The sequence below is a fragment of the Aminobacter sp. AP02 genome, assembly GCF_003148805.1.
In the GTDB taxonomy this organism is placed as follows: Bacteria; Pseudomonadota; Alphaproteobacteria; order Rhizobiales; family Rhizobiaceae; genus Aminobacter.
The window spans coordinates 319,791-339,208 of the sequence record NZ_QGGX01000001.1 but is presented as its reverse complement, the minus strand read 5'-3'; the positions used below and the strand labels follow the sequence as shown (position 1 = coordinate 339,208).

The following is a 19,418-nucleotide window of genomic DNA, read 5'->3' as shown; positions in this document are numbered from 1 at the left end:
GCTAACTCTTGCGGCTCCGCAATGCTCGTTGGGTTATTGCCAATCATGCTTGCATGACTGCAAGTCTGGATCATGCTAGAAAGCTCGCATGGAAGATTGGAACGAACTCAGGCTTGTCTTGTCTGTAGCCCGCGCCGGCAGCCTGACTGCGGCGGCGGCTTTGCTCGGCATCGACCACTCGACGGTGTTTCGCCGACTCAACGCGTTCGAGCAACGGTTGGCGGTGCGCCTGTTCGAACGCCTGCCCGGTGGCGTCTACCAACTGACACCAGCCGGCGAGCGCATGGCGGCGGCGGCCGAGCGCATGGAGGATGAGGCGCTGGCGCTTGCCCGCGACATCGCCGGCGCCGACGGCCGGTTGTCCGGCCGGCTGCGAGTCACCTCGTCGGAAACGCTCGCCTATTCCAGGCTGACGAAGCATCTGGCCGAATTCCGCGCAGTCCACCCCGGTATCGTCGTCGAACTTGCCATCGAAAACCGCGTACTCAGCCTGTCACGCCGCGAGGCCGACGTAGCGCTGAGGCCGATCCGACCCAGGGAAGGCGATCTCTGGGGGCGCAAGCTGGCCGGCGTCGCCTGGACGTTCTTTGCTTCTCAAGCCTACCTCGATGCGCAAGGTGGCCCGATCGCTGGAGCCGGTGCGCTTGGCGCGCATTCCCTGGTCGGCTGGGAAGAGACTGCAGGCGGCATCATGGCCGCCGACTGGCTGGACCTCAATGTTCCGGCCGAGCGTTTTGTCTACCGCACCAACAGCCTGGTCAACCAGTCTGTGGCGGCCCGAGCCGGCATCGGCCTCGCGCTCCTGCCCTGCTATCTCGGCGATGTCGAGCCGGGACTGGTACGCGCGCTGGCCAAGCCGATCGAGGAACTCGCCGGCGAACTCTGGATCGTCACCCATTCCGATCTCAAGGCAACAGCCCGCGTTCGTGCGTTTTTCGATGTCGTTGGCGAGGGACTCGCCAGCGAGCGGGAGCTTTTCGAAGGCAGCCGGCGCTACTGAAAACGGTGGTCAGGTGCAGGAGGCGGCGCAAAGGTCGGGCTTGCCCCAAATGGCTTGCTCGTGGGCAATCGACCTCAATAATGGCCCCAGGCGGCGACCGAAATCTGTACGAGGCAAGCAGAGTCAACGATGTTTTACGCAATCTTGACGTATTACGCCGAGGGAGTCGTCCAATACTGGACCGAAAAATCTGGCCGATCTCGCTCTATTTCCCAGATTTCCCTGCAGTAGCGCGGGACGAAAATTAGCGGACTCTATTTGGCTCGACCAGCCTAGTCAGTTGCGGGCCGGGATGTTACCCCGGCCCGCGCGACTGCGGATATCAGGCGCTTGTCAGATACGGCATGACCTCGAGGACACCGCGATAGATCATCTCGCCGGCCACGTAGAGGATGATCACCAGGCCCACGTAAGCGATCCAGCGGTGCTTCTGGAGCAGGCTGGCGATGAAGCTTGCGGCGATACCCATAAGCGCGATCGACAGCACCAGGCCGAAAATCAAAACGTTCGGGTGGTCGCGCGCCGCGCCGGCTACGGCCAGCACGTTGTCGAGCGACATCGAAACGTCGGCGATGACGATCTGCCAGGCTGCCTGGGCGAAGGTCTTGCGCGGCGCGCCGCCGGCAACCTTGCCGTCTTTGTCGATGTCCTCGTCGGACAGCGCCTCGATGGCCTGCGTTTCCTCGGCATGGCTGTGGCGGAGTTCGCGCCACATCTTCCAGCACACCCAAAGCAGCAGCACGCCGCCGGCGAGCAGCAGACCGACGATCTGCAGGAGCTGGGTGGTGGCGGCGGCAAAGCCGATGCGAAGCACTGTCGCGGCGATGATGCCGATCAAGATTGCCTTGGCGCGCTGGTCCTTGGGAAGGCCCGCCGCGGCGAGACCGATAACGATGGCGTTGTCGCCGGCCAGCACCAGATCGATCATGATGACCTGGAGCAGCGCGGTAAGCGCCTCCGGAGTAATGAATTCTGTCATACGGCACCCTTGCTTTCAGCTTGGGCGGCATGGCTTGCACAAGGACGCGTCGCGCGGAATACGCGTGCTTCGCCAGGTGCTGCTAAGGAGTACGGAACGTCAAAGCCAGGCCGCCGGATTGGAATTCCAGTCCGACATCACAGCCTGGAAAGACTGTCAGAGGGGCCCGGTCTGGTTCGGGCTTGGTAGTCGACGATCACGATAATTTCAAGACGGAATCTGCTGCCCTTGACGGCATGTACCGGGCTGTCACGGTGCCCGCTCACTCGCGGTAGCGCAGTGCATCGACGAGCAAAGTGAAAGCTGGCGATGATTGCCGCCGGCTCGGGAAGTAGAGGTGGTATCCCGGAAAAGGTGGGCACCAGTCGCCCAGGACCCTGACTAGCCGTCCGTCGGCAAGCTGCTCCCTGACATTGTCCTCCGGCAGGCTTGCCAGCCCGAAGCCGGCGGTAGCAGCCTGCACAATAAGGTTCGGGTTGTTGAAAACAAGCTGGCCTTCGACGCGCACCTTGAGTTCCCTGCCGCCCTTCTCGAACTCCCAGGCATAGAGCCCGCCATAGGTTGGCAGGCGCAGGTTGATGCATTGGTGGCTGGTGAGGTCCTGCGGGCTCCTCGGCTGCGGACGCCCGACAAAATACGACGGAGCCCCAACGACGGCCATGCGCATTTCGGGCCCTATGCGCACAGCGATCATGTCCTTGGCCACCTGTTCACCAAGGCGGATGCCAGCGTCGTAGCGCTCGGCGACAATGTCCGTCAGGCCGGATTCGACGACAGTTTCGATGCTGACGTCGGGATATTCCGGTAGAAGCCGTGCAACGGCAGGCCATAGAATCGTCTTGGCCGCATGCTCTGAAGTGGTGATGCGGATATTGCCCGCCGGTTTGTCGCGGAGTTCGGTCAGAGCGGCCAACTCGGCTTCAATTTCATCGAACCTGGGTCCAACGGTCTTGAGAAGGCGTTCGCCTGCTTCGGTCGGCGAAACTTTGCGGGTGGTACGGGTCAGAAGTCGAATTCCGAGCCGCTCTTCCAGTGCCCGGACCGTGTGACTGAGAGCCGACTGGGAGACCCCGAGCTTGGCTGCTGCCTTGGTGAAGCTCCGTTCCTTTGCCACCGCAAGGAAGGCCAGGATGTCGTTGACATTTTCACGCGGCATTCATGAATCCATCTCATAGGTTCATGCCGATTATAGCACCTAATCACCAATGCCTGCAGGGTCTAAGTTTCCCCTTGACGCTCAATGAGCCTCAAGAGGATCGACCGATGGACATAAAGCGAAACGGGACGCTGCCCTCCACCAGGGGGCCTGCCGACTACTTCACGGGCACTGTGCGCATCGTTTCTCCATTTCAGGCGCATGACCCCGCCCGTGTCGGCGGCGCGACGGTCACCTTCGAGCCAGGCGCGCGCACCGCTTGGCACACGCATCCGCTGGGGCAAACGCTGATCGTTGTAGCCGGTTTCGGCTGGGTGCAATGCGATGGCGGCCCCGTCGAAGAGATACGGCCGGGTGACATCGTCCGGTTCGAACCAGGCGAAAAGCACTGGCATGGCGCAACGGCCACCACCGCCATGACCCACATTGCCATAGCGGAAGCGCTTGAGGGCAAGGTGGTCGATTGGTTGGAAAAGGTCAGCGACGAACAATACCGGGCCTGACAAAGGAGCAAATGATGCAGAAGCGCAAATTGGGTAACAGCGGACTGGAAGTGTCTGCGATCGGCCTTGGTTGCATGGGGCTGAGCTATGGCTATGGTCCGGCGACGGACACCAAGGAAGCGATCGCCTTGATACGCACCGCGTTCGAGCGTGGTGTCACCTTGTTTGACAGCGCAGAAGCCTACGGGCCGTACAAGAACGAAGAGCTTTTGGGCGAAGCTTTGGCGCCCATTCGCGACAAGGTCGTCATTGCAACCAAGTTCGGTTTCGACTTCGACCAAAAAGGCGGACAGAGCGGCATGAACAGCCGGCCAGAGCATATTCGGCAGGTCGCGGTTGCGGCGCTGAAACGCCTTAAGACCGACGTCATAGACCTGTTTTACCAGCATCGCGTCGATCCGAACGTTCCGATCGAAGACGTAGCCGGCACAGTCAAGGATCTGATCCGCGAAGGCAAGGTCAAGCATTTCGGCCTGTCCGAAGCCGGCGTGCAAACGATCCGGCGCGCACATGCGGTTCAGCCCGTCACAGCACTTCAGAGCGAATATTCTCTGTGGTGGCGCGAGCCGGAGCAGGAGATATTGCCGACGCTCGAGGAACTGGGCATCGGGTTTGTTCCCTTCAGCCCGTTGGGCAAGGGCTTCCTCACCGGTGCGATCAGTGAAACGACTACATTCGACAGCACGGACTTTCGCAACGTCGTTCCCAGATTCACGCCACAAGCCCGAAAGGCGAACCAGGGGCTGGTCGATCTGCTCGGCGAGATCGCCGCACGCAAGAAGCGCACATCGGCCCAGATCGCGCTGGCATGGCTGCTTGCCCAGAAACCGTGGATCGTCCCCATTCCAGGCACCACCAAGCTTCACCGGCTCGAAGAAAACGTCGGAGCGGCTACAGTTGAACTGACCCCGGACGATCTGCGCAGCATCAATGACGCTGTCTCAAAGATCACAGTGCAGGGCGACCGCTATCCTCCGCACCTGCAGGCGCGGGTTGGACGTTGAGCGCAGGCGATAACTCGGACAGCACAATGACACAAGGTATTGAAGGCAAGATCGTCGTCATAACCGGCGCCAGCAGCGGACTCGGAGAGGCGGCTGTTCGCCGCCTGGCGCGCGATGGGGCAAAGCTTATCCTGGGTGCGCGTCGCCTCGACCGGTTGCAGGCACTCGCAAAAGAGCTTTCGCTCGGGCAGGACGCCGTTGTTCAGACCGATGTCACACAGGCCGACCAGGTCAAGCGCCTGGTCGATCATGCGGTCGAAAAACATGGCCGCGTTGACGTCCTCATCAACAATGCCGGCCTGATGCCGCATTCGCCGCTCGAGCGCGGCAAGGTGGAAGACTGGGACCGGATGATCGATGTGAACATCAAGGGCGTGTTGTACGGTATCGCCGCAGCGTTGCCGCATATGAAGACACAAAAGAGCGGGCACATCATCAACGTGTCATCGGTCGCGGGGCACAAGGTTGGTCCGGGCGGTGCCGTCTATTCCGCAACCAAACACGCTGTCCGGGTGATCTCGGAAGGGCTGCGGCAGGAGGTCAAGCCATACAACATCCGCAGCACCATCATCTCGCCGGGAGTGGTTGCAACCGAGTTGCCTGACAGCGTCACCGAGCCTGATGTCGCCGAGGTGATCCGCGCGCTCTACGACAACATCGCTATCTCAGCCGACTCCTTTGCCAGCATGGTGGCGTTCGTCATGAGCCAGCCGGATGACGTCGACGTCAACGAGATTCTGTTCAGGCCAACGCGGCAGGAATATTGATCTTAAGGGAGAGGAGGCGATCGTGCCTCCCCTCACCCGGTCGCCATCGACTTCGCGATGTCGAGAAACACGCGCACAAGCTTGCCGCCGCTGCGTTCCTTGAGGCAGATCAGCGCCTCGTCCATAAGCATCTCTGGCGCAGCGATGGGGATCTGAACCAGCCGCGCATCCTGGCCGAATTCTGCGGCCGAAACGAAACCCACGCCGGCACCGGACGCCACTATCTCTCGCACCGCCTCGCGGCCTTCCGCCTCGATTGCCGGCCTGAATTCGAAACCTTCCTTGATGGCCAAGTCTTCCAGCTTGGCACGGGTCTTCGAACCGCGCTCGCGCATGACCAAGGGCAGCAACGACAACTCGTGCAGGGACAGCGACTTGGCGGAAGCCAGCGGATGGCCAGTCGAGACGAAGGCTACGATCGGGGTCGAGTTGAGCTTGACGATCTCGAAGTCGCGCCCGGTCGGGATCTCGCCGAGCACGCCGATGTCGGCCTCGTAGCTGTAGAGGCTGGAGATTACCGTCTCGGTGTTTCCGGCACGGACGGACACCTGGATGCCCGGATATTTCTGGCGGAACTGACCGAGAATGTGCAGCAGGTGGTGGGCGGCGTCGGCGACTATGCGCAGCGTGCCCGAGCGCAGGGCGCGCGATTCCGACAGGAGTTCCAGCGCCTGCTGCTCGGTGTCGAACATGCGCCGGGTGATTTCGAGCAACTGCTGGCCAGCAGCCGTTGGCGTCACTTGCTTCTTGTGACGATTGAACAAGAGTACGTCATACTCTTCCTCGAGCTTGCGCACCTGGTCGGATATCGCTGGCTGGGTGAGAAACAGCATTTCGGCTGCGCGCGAAAAGCCGCCGCATATCGCTACATAGTGGAAAGCCCTGAGCTGTACGTAACGCATGCCTACTCCCTGACGTTAGGGTAGGATAACAATAAACGCTGCCGATAGAAATATCGAAACTAACGATTTGATTTATGGCCAGCCGTGCCGAGGATAGAGCAGGCGGCGCCCTTGCGCGCCGCGCGTCGGGAGGCACGGCACCATGCATCTTCTTTATATCCTGCTGCAGCTGGCCGGCGCCATCATGCTTCTGCTCTGGGCCGTGCGCATGGTGCGCACCGGGGTCGAGCGAGCGCATGGCCCGCTGCTGCGCGAGGCCCTGCGCGGCGCGACGAAGGGCCGGGTGCGCGCGGCGGCGGCCGGCACCGTGCTCGCCGTCATGCTGCAGAGCGCGACCGCCGTTGCCGTGCTCGCGGCAGGCTTCGCGGCAACAGGCGTGATGACCGTCTCGGGCGGGCTCGCCGTCATGCTCGGCGCCGATGTCGGCTCGGCGCTGGTCGTGCAGGCACTGTCTTTTGATCTCAGCTGGCTGGTGCCGCTGCTGCTGTTTGCCGGTGCCACGATGTTTCTCAAGGTCGAGGCACGCATCGTCAAGCAGACCGGGCGCACGCTGCTGGGTATCGCCTTCATCCTCATCTCCCTGCGCATGGTGGGCGAAGCCACCGCACCGATGCGCCACAGCGCGCTCTTGCCGACGGCGATCGACTACCTGCGCGGCGACCCCGTCACCGCCTTTGGCGCGGCGGCACTGTTCACCTGGCTGATCCATTCCAGCGTCGCCTCGGTTTTGCTGTTCATGTCGATGGCGGCGCAAGGGGTGCTACCAGCAGAAGTGGCTCTGCCGATGATCCTCGGGGTCAATCTCGGCGCAGGTCTCGTCGCCGTCGGCCTGACGCGGGGCCAGGCGATCGAGGCGCGGCGTATTCCGGTCGGCAACTTGATATTTCGAGCAACCGCTGCCGTCGTGATCCTCATTGCGTTGCAGATGGTCGAGTTGCCGATGGCCTGGTTCGGCGAAAATGCGGCGCGGCAGGTGGTCAACATGCACCTTGCCTTCAACCTGTCGCTGCTGGCGCTTTGCCTGCCTTTCACCGCTCCGATGGAGCGGCTGGTGGCACTGATCCTGCCCGATGCGCCGGCCGGTGCTGAAAGCTTCGACCTGATGTCACGGCGCATGAGCGCGCTCGACCGCACGGTGATAAAGATGCCGAGCGTAGCGCTCGCCAGCGCCACCCGCGAGGTGCTGCGTATGGCCGAGGTTGTGGAGATCATGCTGCGCCCGGTGATGGAGCTTTTCGATTCCGGCGACCGGGCGCGCGTCGAGCAGGTGCGCAAGCTAGACGAGGAGGTCAACCGTGCCCACACCGACATCAAGCTCTACATCGCCGAGGTCAATCGTGGGACGATGACCCAGGACGAGGCGCGGCGCGGCATCGAGCTGACCGACCTTGCCATCAACCTCGAACATGCCGGCGACATCATCGCCAAGAACCTTCTGGTGCTGGCACAGGAGAAAAACGACAAGCGCCTAAGTTTCTCCAGGGAGGGCTGGAGTGAGCTGACAGCACTGCACGACCGGGTGCTGGCCAACATGCAGATTGCCATGAACGTGCTGGTCTCGGGCGACCTCGATGCGGCACGCCAGCTGGTGGTCGAGAAGGAGCGCATGCGCAAGCTGGAACGCGAAAGCCATGAGCGTCACCTCAAGCGCCTGCAATCGGGAACGCCGCAGAGCATCGAGACCAGCGACATCCATCTTGAGGCCGTGCGTGCGCTCAAGGAGTTCAATTCGCTGCTGGTGTCGGTCGCCTACCCGATCCTGACCCAAAGCGGCGACCTGCTCGAGAGCCGGCTGGCGAAGTCAGCATGACCCAACTACCGCTCAGAACGACTATAAACCCTGCTTATGTTTGAATACAAAATAACGATTTTACATATGGATTGCTGGTCAGCAATGTGAAGTCGAACAAGGCATCCGAAGACGGCGAGGAGAAAGAAATGCTGTCGGAACACAAGCTTGCGGCTCAGGCCCCCTTCCCTGCTCCAGCACTCGGCGAACCCTATTTGCTGACGCCCGGCCCGCTGACTACGTCCTATGCCGTCAAGCAGGCGATGCTGCGCGACTGGGGTTCGTGGGACGGCGACTTCCGGGCGATGACTGCCGAAATGCGCCAGCGCCTGCTCGCGATGCTGGGTGACGGAAGCAACGAGTTCGACTGCGTGCCGATGCAGGGCTCAGGCAGCTTCGCGGTGGAAGCCATGCTCGGCTCCTTCGTACCGCGCGACGGCAAGGCGCTGGTGCTGGTCAATGGCGCCTATGGCCAGCGCATCGTCCAGACGCTCGGCTATCTCGGCCGCGACCACGTCGCCATCGACAAGGGCGACTACATGCCGCCGCGCGGCGACGAGGTTGCCAGGGCCCTGGACGCCGACCCGGCCATCACCCACGTCATCCTGGTCCACTGCGAAACTAGCTCCGGCATCCTCAACCCGGTCGCCGAGATTTCCGAAGTCGTCTACGCCAAGGGCCGCAAGTTCCTGGTCGACTCGATGAGCGCGTTCGGCGCCATTCCGCTCAACGTCAGCGAGATCCGCTACGAGGCGATGGTGTCCTCAGCCAACAAGTGCATCGAGGGCGTGCCCGGCTTCGGCTTCATCATCGCCCGTAAGAGCGAGCTGGAAGCCGCCAAGGGCCGTAGCCATTCGCTCAGCCTCGACGTACACGCCCAGTGGGCGCACATGAACAAGACCGGCCAGTGGCGCTATACCCCGCCGACGCATGTGGTCGCCGCCTTCCTCGAAGCGCTGCGCCAGCATGAGGTAGAAGGTGGAGTCGAAGGCCGCGGCGCGCGCTACACGCGCAACCGCGACGTGATGGTGGCCGGCATGCGCGAGCTCGGCTTCGAGACGTTGCTCAAGGACCGCTGGCTGTCGCCGATCATCGTCACCTTCTTCTGCCCGGCGCATCCGGATTTCGCCTTCGACCGCTTCTACCAGCTGATGAAGGAAAAGGGCTTCATCATCTATCCGGGCAAGCTGACCGTCGTCGACAGCTTCCGTGTCGGCTGCATCGGGCGCATGGACGAACACGTCATGCGCAAGGTGGTCGAGGCGGCCGGCCAGTCGCTGCGTGAAATGGGCGTCGATACGGCGGCTCCCCCCGCCGCCGCAATCGCCGAGCGCGCCAAGCTCGCTGCCTGACAACAACAAGAACGATCTCCAAGGACACCACTATGAACAAGATGACCACGATCAACGTCAGCGCCAACGGCCGCAGCTACGAATGGCCGCGCGTGCCGGCGATTGCGATCTGCCTCGACGGCTGCGAGCCGGCCTATCTCGACGAGGCGATCAAGGCGGGCCTGATGCCGAACCTGGTGAAGGTTCGCGCCAAGGGCACCGAACGCACCGCCCACTCGGTCATCCCGAGCTTCACCAACCCCAACAATCTGTCGATCGCCACCGGCCGTCCGCCGGCGGTGCACGGCATCTGCGGCAACTATCTCTACGAACGCGAGACCGGCAAGGAAGTGATGATGAACGACCCGCGCTTCCTGCGCGCGCCGACCGTCTTCCAGGCCTTCTACGACGCCGGCGCGCGCGTGGCCGTGGTCACCGCCAAGGACAAGCTGCGGGCGCTTTTGGGCAGCGGCCTGAAGTTCGACGAAGGCCGCGCGATCTGCTTTTCGTCGGAGAAGTCGGATGTCTCGACCAAGGCCGAGCACGGCATCGACAATGCGTCGGCCTGGCTCGGCAAGCCGGTGCCTGAGGTCTATTCGGCCGAACTGTCGGAGTTCGTCTTCGCCGCCGGGGTCAAGCTCTTGAAGGAATTCAAGCCTGACGTGATGTACCTGACCACCACCGACTACGTGCAGCACAAATACGCACCCGGTGTGCCGCAGGCCAATGCCTTCTACGAGATGTTCGACAAGTATCTCGGCGAGCTCGACGCGCTTGGTGCGGCCATCGTCATCACCGCCGACCATGGAATGAAACCCAAGCACAAGGCCGATGGCTCACCCGACGTGGTCTACGTCCAGGACGTGCTCGATGAGTGGCTGGGCAAGGATGCGGCCCGCGTCATCCTGCCGATCACCGACCCTTACGTCGTCCATCACGGCGCGCTGGGTTCTTTCGCCACCGCCTATCTGCCAGAAGGTGCCGACCAGGCCGACATCATGAAGCGTCTTGCCGCCATCGATGGCATCGATGTCGTCATCGACAACGCCACCGCCTGCGAACGCTTCGAACTGCCGTCCGACCGCATCGGCGACATCGTTTTGGTGTCTTCGGAGAACAAGACGATCGGCACAAGCGCGCATCGCCACGACCTCGCCGCCCTCAACGAGCCGCTGCGCTCGCATGGCGGGCTGACCGAGCAGGCGGTGCCGTTCATCGTCAACCGCAAGCTTCCGACGCTGCCCAACGAGCCAACGTTGCGCAATTTCGATGCGTTCTATTATGCCGCCATGGCGGCAGCGCTGGCCTGAGGGAGGACCTGTCATGGTCAAGGCTGAAACGACGTTCAAGGTGCGCCACGAGCCGATGCGCATCGCCGGACGCAAGGTCGATGCCGATGGCGTCGTCAACGTCCACTATCCCTACACCGATGCCATCATCGGCACGGTGCCGGCGGGGCGTGCCGAGCACGCCCGCCAGGCCTTCGAGATCGCCGCCAACTACAAGCCCAAGCTGACGCGCTACGAGCGCCAGCAGATCCTGTTCCGCACCGCCGAAGCACTTGCGGCGCGCAAGGAGGAGATCTCCGATATCATCACGCTCGAGCTCGGCATCTCCAAGGCCGACTCCCTCTACGAGGTCGGCCGCGCCTATGACGTGTTCACGCTGTCGGCGCAGATGTGCATCCAGGACGACGGCCAGATCTTCTCCTGCGACCTCACTCCGCACGGAAAAGCGCGGAAAATCTTCACCACGCGCGAGCCGCTGAAGGCGATCTCGGCGATCACGCCGTTCAACCACCCGCTCAACATGGTCTCGCACAAGGTCGCCCCGGCGATTGCCACCAACAATTGCGTGGTGGTCAAGCCGACCGAACTGACCCCGATGACGGCGCTGATCCTCGCCGACATCCTCTACGAGGCCGGCCTGCCGCCGGAGATGCTGTCGGTGGTGACAGGCATGCCCGCCGACATCGGCGCCGAGATGATCACCAACGAAAACATCGAGCTGATCACCTTCACCGGCGGCGTGCCGGTCGGCAAGCTGATCGCGCGCACCGCCGGCTACAAGCGCCAGGTGCTGGAGCTCGGCGGCAACGACCCGCTGATCATCCTCAACGACCTTTCCGACGACGATCTCGCCAGGGCGGCCGACCTCGCGGTGGCGGGTGCCACCAAGAACTCGGGCCAGCGCTGCACCGCGGTCAAGCGCATCCTGTGCCAGGAAAGTGTTGCCGACCGCTTCGTGCCGATGGTGCTCGAGCGGGCAAAGAAGCTCAGGTTCGGCGATCCGATGGACTGGACGACCGACCTCGGCACCGTGGTGCACGAAAAGGCCGCAACGCTGTTCGAAAGCCGCGTCTACATGGCCGCAGAGCAGGGTGCGGAAGTGCTCTACGACCCCGGCCGCAAGGGCGCGCTGTTGCCGCCGATCGTCGTCGACCGCGTGCCGCACACCTCCGAGCTGGTCATGGAAGAGACCTTTGGGCCGATCATCCCGATCGTGCGCGCGCCCGACAATGACGACGAGCTGATCGCCCTGTCCAACTCCACCGCCTTCGGCCTGTCGTCGGGTGTGTGCACAAACGACTTCCGCCGCATGCAGAAATACATCGCAGGCCTGCAGGTCGGCACGGTGAATATCTGGGAAGTCCCCGGATACCGTATCGAGATGTCGCCATTTGGCGGGATCAAGGATTCCGGCAATGGCTACAAGGAAGGCGTCATCGAAGCGATGAAGAGCTTCACAAACGTCAAGACCTTCTCGCTGCCATGGTCTTGAGCTGGCAAATCGCATAAGCCTCGATGAGGGAGCGCATGCGCTCCCTCATTCGCGTCTGGAGGGGAAATGTTGTGGAATGCTCTGGCGCAAGTGCCGCGCCGAACGCTGGGTTCTCATTTCCTCCCCCGCATAGAAAATTGATCGCATGTCCGGATTTGCACTGACAATCGTGCTGGCGGCAGCGTTCCTGCACGCCAGCTGGAACGCCGTCGTCAAGGCGGCGAGCGACCGTGCCGTCGTGCTCGCCTCGGTCTCCGCCACCCATGCCACCGTCGGCCTGACGCTTGTCCTGCTGTCGACGCCGCCGGCGCCCGAAAGCTGGATCTATATCTTCCTTTCGACGGTCATCCACTTCGGCTACTACGTATTCCTGTTCCAATCCTACCGGTTGGGCGACCTGAGCCAGGTCTATCCGATCTCGCGCGGGCTCGCGCCGGCGCTCGTCGCCTTCGGCGCCTATGTGATGATCGGCGAAACCTTGCCGCCGCTCGGCTGGGCCGGCCTCGGCGCCATCACTTTCGGCATCGCCCTATTGGCCTTCCAGCGCAGCACCGCCCGTGCCGATCCGCGCACGGTCGCGGCGGCGGCATTCAACGGCGTGCTGATTGCCTCCTATTCGGTAGTCGACGGCATCGGCGTCAGACTGTCGGGCAGTCCTTTCGGCTACATGGGCTGGCTGTTTCTGCTTGAGCTGCCGGTGACGTTTTTCGTGCTGTACCGACGGCGCAACGCCTTCCACACCATCGACCGCAAGTCCTTGATGCTGGGTCTCATCGGTGGCCTCGGCGCCGTCACCGCCTACGGCCTGGTCATCTACGCCAAGACGATCGCGCCGCTGGGCGCGGTATCCGCCGTGCGGGAATCGAGCGTTATCATTGCCGCACTCATCGGACTGTTCATCTTCCATGAACGCCCGTGGCCAGTGCGCATCGTCTCGGCGGTCATAGTCGCCTGCGGAGTTATCGCGCTTGCCGCCTCGGGCTGAAATTTAGGGCTGTTTCTTGCCTTTTTCGGTTCGATTACGCTGCCGTTGCACAAGCATTCGGCAGTGGTGTCACATGCCTGTCGCAACCTTGTGCATTGCATAAGCTCAGCCTACCAGATCATAAAAAGAATAGATTTTACTTATTGACCCCCCGTTCCCAGTATCAGCCTTGGACGAGGCGCAATCGGGGGCAATCGCGGCAAGCGCATCCCTGTTCAGACCTCTCCCAATCAGAATGTGCCTAAGCGATTCAAATGGGAGCCAGATATCCATGAACCACAAGAAATCCTTCGCGCTCGCTGCCTTTGCCACGATATTGATCTCGTCGGCGGCCTGGGCGGAGACTGAGCTTACCGTCTACACGGCCATCGAGGCCGAAGACCTCAAGCGCTATGCCGAAACGTTCAATCAGGACCATCCCGACATCAAGCTCAACTTCATCCGCGACTCCACTGGCGTCGTCACCGCCAAGCTGTTCGCCGAGAAGGACAACCCGCAGGCCGACGTGATCTGGGGCCTGGCGGCGACGTCTCTACTGGTGCTCAAGGCAGAGGGTATGCTTGAGCCGTATGCGCCCAAGGGCGTCGAACTGCTGAAGCCCGAATATGTCGACAAGGATACACCTCCGGCATGGGTCGGCATGGACGGCTGGGCCGCTTCGATCTGCTACAACACCGTCGAGGGCCAGAAGCTCGGCCTGACGGCGCCAAAGAGCTGGAAAGACCTGACCAAGCCCGAATACAAGGGCCATGTCGTCATGCCGAACCCGGCGTCCTCGGGCACCGGCTATCTCGACGTGTCGAGCTGGATTCAGCTGTTCGGCGAAAAGGAAGGCTGGTCCTACATGGACGGCCTGCATGAAAACATCGCCGCCTACACTCACTCCGGCTCCAAGCCCTGCAAGATGGCAGCCGCCGGCGAAACGGTGATCGGCATCTCGTTCGAGTTCCGCGCCGCCAAGTCGAAGGCCGAGGGCGCGCCGATCGACATCATCATCCCCGAGGAAGGCATCGGCTGGGACATGGAAGCCTCGGCGATCGTTGCCGGCACGGCCAAGGAAGAAGCAGCCAAGACGCTGATCGACTGGTCGGTCTCCAAGAAGGCCAACGAGATGTACAATGTCGGCTGGGCCATCGTCGCCATGCCGGGCGTTGCCAAGCCGGTCCCGCACCTGCCCGCCAACATCGAAGAAAAGATGATCAAGAACGACTTCGAGTGGGCGGCCAACAACCGCAACGCCATTCTGGCCGAGTGGTCGAAGCGCTACGACTCCAAGTCCGAGCCGAAGAGCTGATTGCGGCTTTTTGCCTGTTGAACCGGGCGCCGCCGCCAGCGGCGTCCGATCTCTTGCCCCAAGCCGGATGATTACGATGAGACACGAAACCCTCGCCGGGCAGCCGCGAACTCCGACTGATGTGAGCGCCATGACCGCCGCCAGCCTGAACACGAAGCCAGCCTACCTCAAGATATCCAATGTCTGGAAAGCCTTCGGCGACTTCCACGCGCTGAAGGACATTTCACTCGATATCCGCGAGGGCGAGTTCGTCTGCTTCCTCGGTCCATCGGGCTGCGGCAAGACCACCTTGCTCCGCGCCGTCGCCGGCCTCGACCTGCAGACGCGCGGCACCATACACCAGGGCGGCAAGGACATATCCACCCTGCCCCCGTCGCAGCGCGACTATGGCATCGTCTTCCAGTCCTACGCGCTGTTTCCCAACCTGACCATCGCCAAGAACATCGCCTTTGGCCTCGAAAACACCAAGCGCCCGCGCGCCGAGATCGAAACGCGTGTCACCGAACTTCTCAAGCTCGTTGGCCTGCCCGACCAAGGCAACAAATATCCCGCCCAGCTCTCCGGCGGCCAGCAGCAGCGCATCGCGCTCGCCCGTGCTATCGCCATCTCGCCCGGCCTGCTTTTGCTCGACGAGCCGCTGTCGGCGCTCGACGCCAAGGTGCGAACGCATTTGCGCCACGAGATCAAGGAGCTGCAGCGCAAGCTCGGCGTAACCACCATCATGGTCACCCACGACCAGGAGGAGGCGCTGTCCATGGCCGACCGCATCGTAGTGATGAACCACGGCGTCATCGAGCAGATTGGCACGCCGACCGAGATCTACCGCCATCCAGCGACCCTGTTCGTCGCCGATTTCATCGGCGAGGCCAACAAATTCGAGGGCAACGCTCAGAAAGGCGCCGTGAGCTTCGGCTCGAAAACCTTCAAATGCGCTTCCCACGCGTTCGACGCCGGCGCGCCTGTCATTGCGGCCATCCGGCCGGAAGATGTTATCCCCCACGGGCCAGGCGCCCGTTCTCCGGGGGCACCCGATGTGGTGAAGCAACCCCAAAACCTGCTCGATGTGACCATAGGCGAAATGGAGTTCCTGGGTTCGTTCTGGCGCACCCGGCTGCGTGGCCCAGATCTCGGCGACGAGACGCTGATCGCCGATTTTTCCATCAACGCCGCTCGCCGCCTGACATTGGCCGAAGGTACCGCTCTTACGGTCGAGCTGCCGGAAGAACGGCTTCTGGTCTATCCGCGGGGACAATGACATGGCCATGGCAATCGACGCCGCCCTGCCCACAGGCCGCAAGCTGAAGCTTTCGCTCGATCGCGACGAAATCACCAAGCGTGGCCTGATGGTGGTCATCGCGCTTTATCTCGTCGTCGCGCTGGCAGCTCCGCTCTACGTCATGCTGTCCAAGTCGTTTTCGACCTACAGCTTCGACCTGGCGAAATTCGAATTCCAGGTCAGCGACAAGGACGGCAATTGGGGCGAGCCGATTACGGCTGACGCGCTCAACCAACAGCTTTCAGTGGTTCCGCCGGCAAAGCTCGGCACCAATTCCGACGGTCGCCTGCAAGCCACGGCGTTCTTTCCCGATTTCAGCTTTCGCAGCCCGGTGAAATACAAGATCCGTGGCACCAGCGACGACGCATCGTTCCTCGTGGGGCTGCAGTTGCACAGCGGCACCGAATGGCAGGAGTTCGGCTCCAACGAATTCCGGCGCGTCATGCTCAGGCCCTCGCGCGCCATCGGGCTTGAAAACTACACCACCTATTTCTCGACGCCGACGCTGTTTCGTTCGATCGAGAACTCGGTCTTCATCGCCATCATAAGCACCGTCGTCACGGTCGGCCTGGCCTTCGGCTTTGCCTACGCGCTCAATCGTTCGTGCATGCGCTTCAAGGATGCGTTCAAGCTGGTGGCCATGGTGCCGATCCTGGTGCCGTCGCTTTTGCCGGGCATCGCGCTGATCTACCTGTTCGGCAATCAGGGCCTGTTCAAGGATGTTCTGATGGGCGTGCCGATCTACGGACCGCTCGGCATCGTCGTCGGCTCGGTGTTCTTCGCCTTCCCGCATGCGATGATCATCATCTCGACGGCCCTCGCCATTTCCGACCAGCGCCACTACGAGGCGGCGGCCTCTCTGCGGGCCAGCAGCTGGCGCACCTTCTGGACGGTGACAATCCCTGGCGCACGCTACGGCCTTATCTCGGCGGCTTTCGTGGTCTTCACCCTCGTCATCACCGATTTCGGCCTGCCCAAGGTGATTGGCGGCCAATTCAACGTGCTTGCCGTCGATATCTACAAGCAGGTCATCGGCCAGCAGAATTTTGAGATGGGGGCTGTGGTCTCGGTCATCCTGCTGGTGCCTGCGATCGCCGCCTTCGTTGTCGACCGCATGGTGCAGAAAAAGCAGGTCGCGCTCTTGTCGGCGCGCTCGGTGCCCTACCAGCCCAAGCCCAACAGGCGTTTCGACGCGCTGTGCCTTGCTTGGTGCTCGCTGATTGCCATCTTCATTCTCGGCATCATGGCCACCAGCCAGTTCGCGGCACTCGTCAAGCTGTGGCCCTACGATCTCAGCGTGAGCCTCAAGCACTACGCCTTCGATCGCATGGATGGCGGCGGCTGGGGCTCATATTACAACTCGATTCGCCTCGCCGCTCTGACGGCGGTGTTTGGCACTATCATCGTCTTTGTCGGCGCCTACATGGTCGAAAAGACCGAAGGCTTCCGCTCCGGGCGCTCGGCATTCCAGTTTCTGGCCATGCTGCCCATGGCGGTTCCGGGCATGGTGCTTGGCCTCGCCTACATCTTCTTCTTCAACGACCCGACCAACCCGCTGCACGCCATCTATGGCACCATGACCATTCTGGTGGTCTGCACCATCACCCACTTCTACACGGTGGGACACCTGACGGCGCTGACGGCACTGAAGCAGATCGACCAGGAGTTCGAGCCGGTCGCTGCGTCGCTCAAGCAACCTTTTTACAAGCTGTTTGCGCGCGTTACCGTCCCTGTCTGCCTGCCGGCGATCCTCGAAATCTCGATCTACCTGTTCGTCAACGCCATGACGACGGTTTCGGCCGTGGTGTTCCTCTATTCGAAGGACACCGCATTGGCTTCTGTCGCCGTGCTCAACATGGACGACGCTGGTGACGTCGCGCCGGCCGCGGCGATGGCGATGATGATCTTTTATACCAATGCCGCAGCCCGACTGATCCACCTGTTCATTTCGAAGGTGCTGGTCGCGCGGACACAGGCGTGGCGGCTTAGGTAGGCTCCTTGACCCGATGGGGATGGGCTCTGGCGAAGGCATCGAGGCCTTCGCAGCGTTTGGCGATTTCAAGGACGCGCGGGAGACCCGAAAGATCGACATTCCAGCGCCGCGCATTGTAGACCTGCGGCGCCAGGCAAAAATCGGCCATGCCGGGCGTGTCGCCATGGCAGAACTTGCCGGTGGCGGGATGGTTGAGCAGCTTTTCAAAGGCGACCATGCCTTCGCCGATGAACTTCTGCATCCAGGCGTCGCGCGCTGCCTCGCTGTTGGTAGCAACCCGCATCAACTCGGCCACGACGCCGGTGTTGCAGACCGCGTGGATCTCCATGGCAATCGCATAAGACAACTGGCGTACGCGCTGGCGCCCGACAGGGTCGGACGGCAAGAAGCCGGCGGCCCGCGTCTCGTCGAGATATTCGATGATCGCCAGCGACTGTGTGAAGGCGTGGCCGTCGATGTCCAGCACCGGCACCAGACCTTGCGGATTGCGCGCAAGATGGTCCGGTGACTTCTGGCCCTTGGCCAGCAGGTCGACCGAGATGGACCGAAACTCCAGCCCTAGCATGTTGAGCGCGATGCGCACCCGGTAGCTCGCGGACGAGCGCCAATAGTCGAACAAGACAACGTCGCTCATCGCGCTCAGGCTTTCTCGTACTTGATCACGATCTGTTCGATGGCGCCGAAGATCGAGTGGCCTGACTTGTCGTGCATCTCGATGCGGACCTGATCGCCGAACTTCAGGAACGACGTCTTGGCTGCTCCCGTGTCGATGGTTTCGATGGTGCGGATTTCGGCGATGCAGGAATAGCCCGCCCCACGTTCGCTGACCGGCTTGCCGGCACCGCCATCAAGCTTGTTGGACACCGTACCCGAACCGATGATTGAACCCGCGACCAGCGGCCGGGTCTTGGCGGCATGTGCCACGAGCTGTCCGAAATCGAAGGTCATGTCTGTGCCAGCATCGGCGCGGCCGAACGGCTTGCCGTTGAGCGAGACCAGCAGCGGCAAGTGCAGCTTGCCGCCATGCCAGGCCCCGCCCAGTTCATCAGGCGACACCGCCACCGGCGAGAAAGCCGTCGAGGGCTTCGACTGGAAGAAACCAAAACCCTTGGCCAGCTCGGCCGGGATCAGCCCGCGCAACGACACGTCGTTGACCAGCATGACGAGGCGGATGGCGTCGCGCGCTTCCTCGACCGAAGCACCCATCGCCACGTCATCAACGATAACGGCGATCTCGCCCTCGAGATCAATGCCCCAGGCCTCGTCGGCCATCGCGATCGGATCGCGCGGTCCAAGAAACGAATCCGAGCCGCCCTGATACATCAGCGGGTCGGTCCAGAAGCTCGCGGGCATCTCGGCGCCACGCGCCTTTCTGACCAGCTCGACATGGTTCACATAGGCCGAGCCATCGGCCCACTGATAGGCGCGCGGCAAGGGCGAAGCCGCGTCATGTTCGTGGAAACGCATCGTCGGCTGGCTGCCGGTCTCGATGCCTTCGGCGACATTGGCGAGGCGCGGTCCGACATGAGCCCAGTCGTCGAGCGCTGCCTGCAATGTGCGGGCGATATGGCCGACCTCCGAACAGCGGGTGAGGTCCTTCGAAACGACGACAAGGCGGCCGTCGCGGGTGGAGTCTTTCAACGTCGCGAGTTTCATGA

17 protein-coding genes are annotated in these 19,418 nt (G+C 62.2%); 12 read left to right on the top strand and 5 right to left on the bottom strand.

Annotation, left to right across the window (positions count from 1 at the left end; translation table 11 throughout):
• Positions 1-88: 88 nt before the first annotated feature.
• Positions 89-1,000, top strand: a complete 912-nt coding sequence (locus C8K44_RS01505; RefSeq protein WP_109573972.1) for a LysR family transcriptional regulator — start codon at positions 89-91, stop codon at positions 998-1,000.
• A gap of 322 nt (positions 1,001-1,322) precedes the next feature.
• On the opposite strand, the gene C8K44_RS01500 is transcribed toward C8K44_RS01505, so the two are convergent.
• Both C8K44_RS01500 and C8K44_RS01495 read right to left on the bottom strand, forming a co-directional pair.
• A complete protein-coding gene (locus C8K44_RS01500; protein ID WP_109573971.1) occupies positions 1,323-1,979 on the bottom strand; it encodes a TerC family protein in 657 nt (218 codons plus the stop codon).
• 262 nt (positions 1,980-2,241) lie between these two features.
• Positions 2,242-3,135, bottom strand: coding sequence for a LysR family transcriptional regulator (locus tag C8K44_RS01495; RefSeq protein ID WP_109573970.1), 894 nt, complete (start codon positions 3,133-3,135; stop codon positions 2,242-2,244).
• A gap of 107 nt (positions 3,136-3,242) precedes the next feature.
• On the opposite strand from C8K44_RS01495, the gene C8K44_RS01490 reads away from it, so the two are divergent.
• The 3 genes from C8K44_RS01490 to C8K44_RS01480 are packed head-to-tail and all read left to right on the top strand — an operon-like array spanning position 3,243 to position 5,409.
• Entirely contained in the window at positions 3,243-3,638 is a 396-nt protein-coding gene (locus tag C8K44_RS01490) for a cupin domain-containing protein (protein WP_109573969.1), read from the top strand.
• Positions 3,639-3,652: 14 nt separating this feature from the next.
• Positions 3,653-4,642: an aldo/keto reductase gene (locus C8K44_RS01485; RefSeq protein WP_109573968.1), complete on the top strand. Its 990-nt coding sequence runs from the start codon at positions 3,653-3,655 to the stop codon at positions 4,640-4,642.
• A 26-nt stretch (positions 4,643-4,668) separates the two neighbouring features.
• The gene (locus tag C8K44_RS01480; RefSeq protein ID WP_109573967.1) at positions 4,669-5,409 is read left to right on the top strand and encodes an SDR family oxidoreductase; all 741 of its coding nucleotides are present in this window, start codon (positions 4,669-4,671) and stop codon (positions 5,407-5,409) included.
• Positions 5,410-5,441: 32 nt separating this feature from the next.
• On the opposite strand, the gene C8K44_RS01475 is transcribed toward C8K44_RS01480, so the two are convergent.
• The gene (locus tag C8K44_RS01475; RefSeq protein ID WP_109573966.1) at positions 5,442-6,311 is read right to left on the bottom strand and encodes a LysR substrate-binding domain-containing protein; all 870 of its coding nucleotides are present in this window, start codon (positions 6,309-6,311) and stop codon (positions 5,442-5,444) included.
• A 142-nt stretch (positions 6,312-6,453) separates the two neighbouring features.
• On the opposite strand from C8K44_RS01475, the gene C8K44_RS01470 reads away from it, so the two are divergent.
• The 8 genes from C8K44_RS01470 to C8K44_RS01435 all read left to right on the top strand — a co-directional run bounded on the left by C8K44_RS01470 (position 6,454) and on the right by C8K44_RS01435 (position 17,760).
• Entirely contained in the window at positions 6,454-8,121 is a 1,668-nt protein-coding gene (locus tag C8K44_RS01470) for a Na/Pi cotransporter family protein (RefSeq protein WP_109573965.1), read from the top strand.
• Between the two features lie 128 nt (positions 8,122-8,249).
• Complete coding sequence (locus C8K44_RS01465; protein WP_109574065.1) at positions 8,250-9,452, top strand: 2-aminoethylphosphonate--pyruvate transaminase; 1,203 nt, start codon at positions 8,250-8,252, stop codon at positions 9,450-9,452.
• A gap of 32 nt (positions 9,453-9,484) precedes the next feature.
• Positions 9,485-10,741 (top strand): phosphonoacetate hydrolase, encoded by a 1,257-nt coding sequence (phnA, locus tag C8K44_RS01460; protein ID WP_109573964.1) that lies wholly within the window; start codon positions 9,485-9,487, stop codon positions 10,739-10,741.
• A 13-nt stretch (positions 10,742-10,754) separates the two neighbouring features.
• Positions 10,755-12,212, top strand: coding sequence for a phosphonoacetaldehyde dehydrogenase (phnY, locus tag C8K44_RS01455; protein WP_109573963.1), 1,458 nt, complete (start codon positions 10,755-10,757; stop codon positions 12,210-12,212).
• A 145-nt stretch (positions 12,213-12,357) separates the two neighbouring features.
• Complete coding sequence (locus C8K44_RS01450; protein WP_109573962.1) at positions 12,358-13,197, top strand: DMT family transporter; 840 nt, start codon at positions 12,358-12,360, stop codon at positions 13,195-13,197.
• Between the two features lie 271 nt (positions 13,198-13,468).
• On the top strand, positions 13,469-14,491 hold the full coding sequence (locus C8K44_RS01445; RefSeq protein ID WP_109573961.1) for a putative 2-aminoethylphosphonate ABC transporter substrate-binding protein: 1,023 nt from the start codon (positions 13,469-13,471) through the stop codon (positions 14,489-14,491).
• A 130-nt stretch (positions 14,492-14,621) separates the two neighbouring features.
• The gene (locus C8K44_RS01440) at positions 14,622-15,746 is read left to right on the top strand and encodes a putative 2-aminoethylphosphonate ABC transporter ATP-binding protein (RefSeq protein WP_109573960.1); all 1,125 of its coding nucleotides are present in this window, start codon (positions 14,622-14,624) and stop codon (positions 15,744-15,746) included.
• Between the two features lies 1 nt (position 15,747).
• A complete protein-coding gene (locus C8K44_RS01435) occupies positions 15,748-17,760 on the top strand; it encodes a putative 2-aminoethylphosphonate ABC transporter permease subunit (RefSeq protein WP_109573959.1) in 2,013 nt (670 codons plus the stop codon).
• Here C8K44_RS01435 and maiA read toward each other — a convergent pair.
• Together maiA and C8K44_RS01425 are read right to left on the bottom strand one after the other, a co-directional pair.
• Complete coding sequence (maiA, locus tag C8K44_RS01430) at positions 17,753-18,394, bottom strand: maleylacetoacetate isomerase (protein WP_109573958.1); 642 nt, start codon at positions 18,392-18,394, stop codon at positions 17,753-17,755. The genes C8K44_RS01435 and maiA overlap by 8 nt on opposite strands.
• A 5-nt stretch (positions 18,395-18,399) precedes the next feature.
• On the bottom strand, positions 18,400-19,416 hold the full coding sequence (locus C8K44_RS01425; protein WP_109573957.1) for a fumarylacetoacetate hydrolase family protein: 1,017 nt from the start codon (positions 19,414-19,416) through the stop codon (positions 18,400-18,402).
• Positions 19,417-19,418: the final 2 nt, after the last annotated feature.

What these genes read in the sequence shown, in the direction of transcription:
- C8K44_RS01505 (WP_109573972.1), top strand. Translation starts at nt 89, where the DNA reads ATGGAAGATTGGAACGAACTCAGGCTTGTCTTGTCTGTAGCCCGCGCC.
- C8K44_RS01500 (WP_109573971.1), bottom strand. Translation starts at nt 1,979, where the DNA reads ATGACAGAATTCATTACTCCGGAGGCGCTTACCGCGCTGCTCCAGGTC.
- C8K44_RS01495 (WP_109573970.1), bottom strand. Translation starts at nt 3,135, where the DNA reads ATGCCGCGTGAAAATGTCAACGACATCCTGGCCTTCCTTGCGGTGGCA.
- C8K44_RS01490 (WP_109573969.1), top strand. Translation starts at nt 3,243, where the DNA reads ATGGACATAAAGCGAAACGGGACGCTGCCCTCCACCAGGGGGCCTGCC.
- C8K44_RS01485 (WP_109573968.1), top strand. Translation starts at nt 3,653, where the DNA reads ATGCAGAAGCGCAAATTGGGTAACAGCGGACTGGAAGTGTCTGCGATC.
- C8K44_RS01480 (WP_109573967.1), top strand. Translation starts at nt 4,669, where the DNA reads ATGACACAAGGTATTGAAGGCAAGATCGTCGTCATAACCGGCGCCAGC.
- C8K44_RS01475 (WP_109573966.1), bottom strand. Translation starts at nt 6,311, where the DNA reads ATGCGTTACGTACAGCTCAGGGCTTTCCACTATGTAGCGATATGCGGC.
- C8K44_RS01470 (WP_109573965.1), top strand. Translation starts at nt 6,454, where the DNA reads ATGCATCTTCTTTATATCCTGCTGCAGCTGGCCGGCGCCATCATGCTT.
- C8K44_RS01465 (WP_109574065.1), top strand. Translation starts at nt 8,250, where the DNA reads ATGCTGTCGGAACACAAGCTTGCGGCTCAGGCCCCCTTCCCTGCTCCA.
- phnA (WP_109573964.1), top strand. Translation starts at nt 9,485, where the DNA reads ATGAACAAGATGACCACGATCAACGTCAGCGCCAACGGCCGCAGCTAC.
- phnY (WP_109573963.1), top strand. Translation starts at nt 10,755, where the DNA reads ATGGTCAAGGCTGAAACGACGTTCAAGGTGCGCCACGAGCCGATGCGC.
- C8K44_RS01450 (WP_109573962.1), top strand. Translation starts at nt 12,358, where the DNA reads ATGTCCGGATTTGCACTGACAATCGTGCTGGCGGCAGCGTTCCTGCAC.
- C8K44_RS01445 (WP_109573961.1), top strand. Translation starts at nt 13,469, where the DNA reads ATGAACCACAAGAAATCCTTCGCGCTCGCTGCCTTTGCCACGATATTG.
- C8K44_RS01440 (WP_109573960.1), top strand. Translation starts at nt 14,622, where the DNA reads ATGACCGCCGCCAGCCTGAACACGAAGCCAGCCTACCTCAAGATATCC.
- C8K44_RS01435 (WP_109573959.1), top strand. Translation starts at nt 15,748, where the DNA reads ATGGCCATGGCAATCGACGCCGCCCTGCCCACAGGCCGCAAGCTGAAG.
- maiA (WP_109573958.1), bottom strand. Translation starts at nt 18,394, where the DNA reads ATGAGCGACGTTGTCTTGTTCGACTATTGGCGCTCGTCCGCGAGCTAC.
- C8K44_RS01425 (WP_109573957.1), bottom strand. Translation starts at nt 19,416, where the DNA reads ATGAAACTCGCGACGTTGAAAGACTCCACCCGCGACGGCCGCCTTGTC.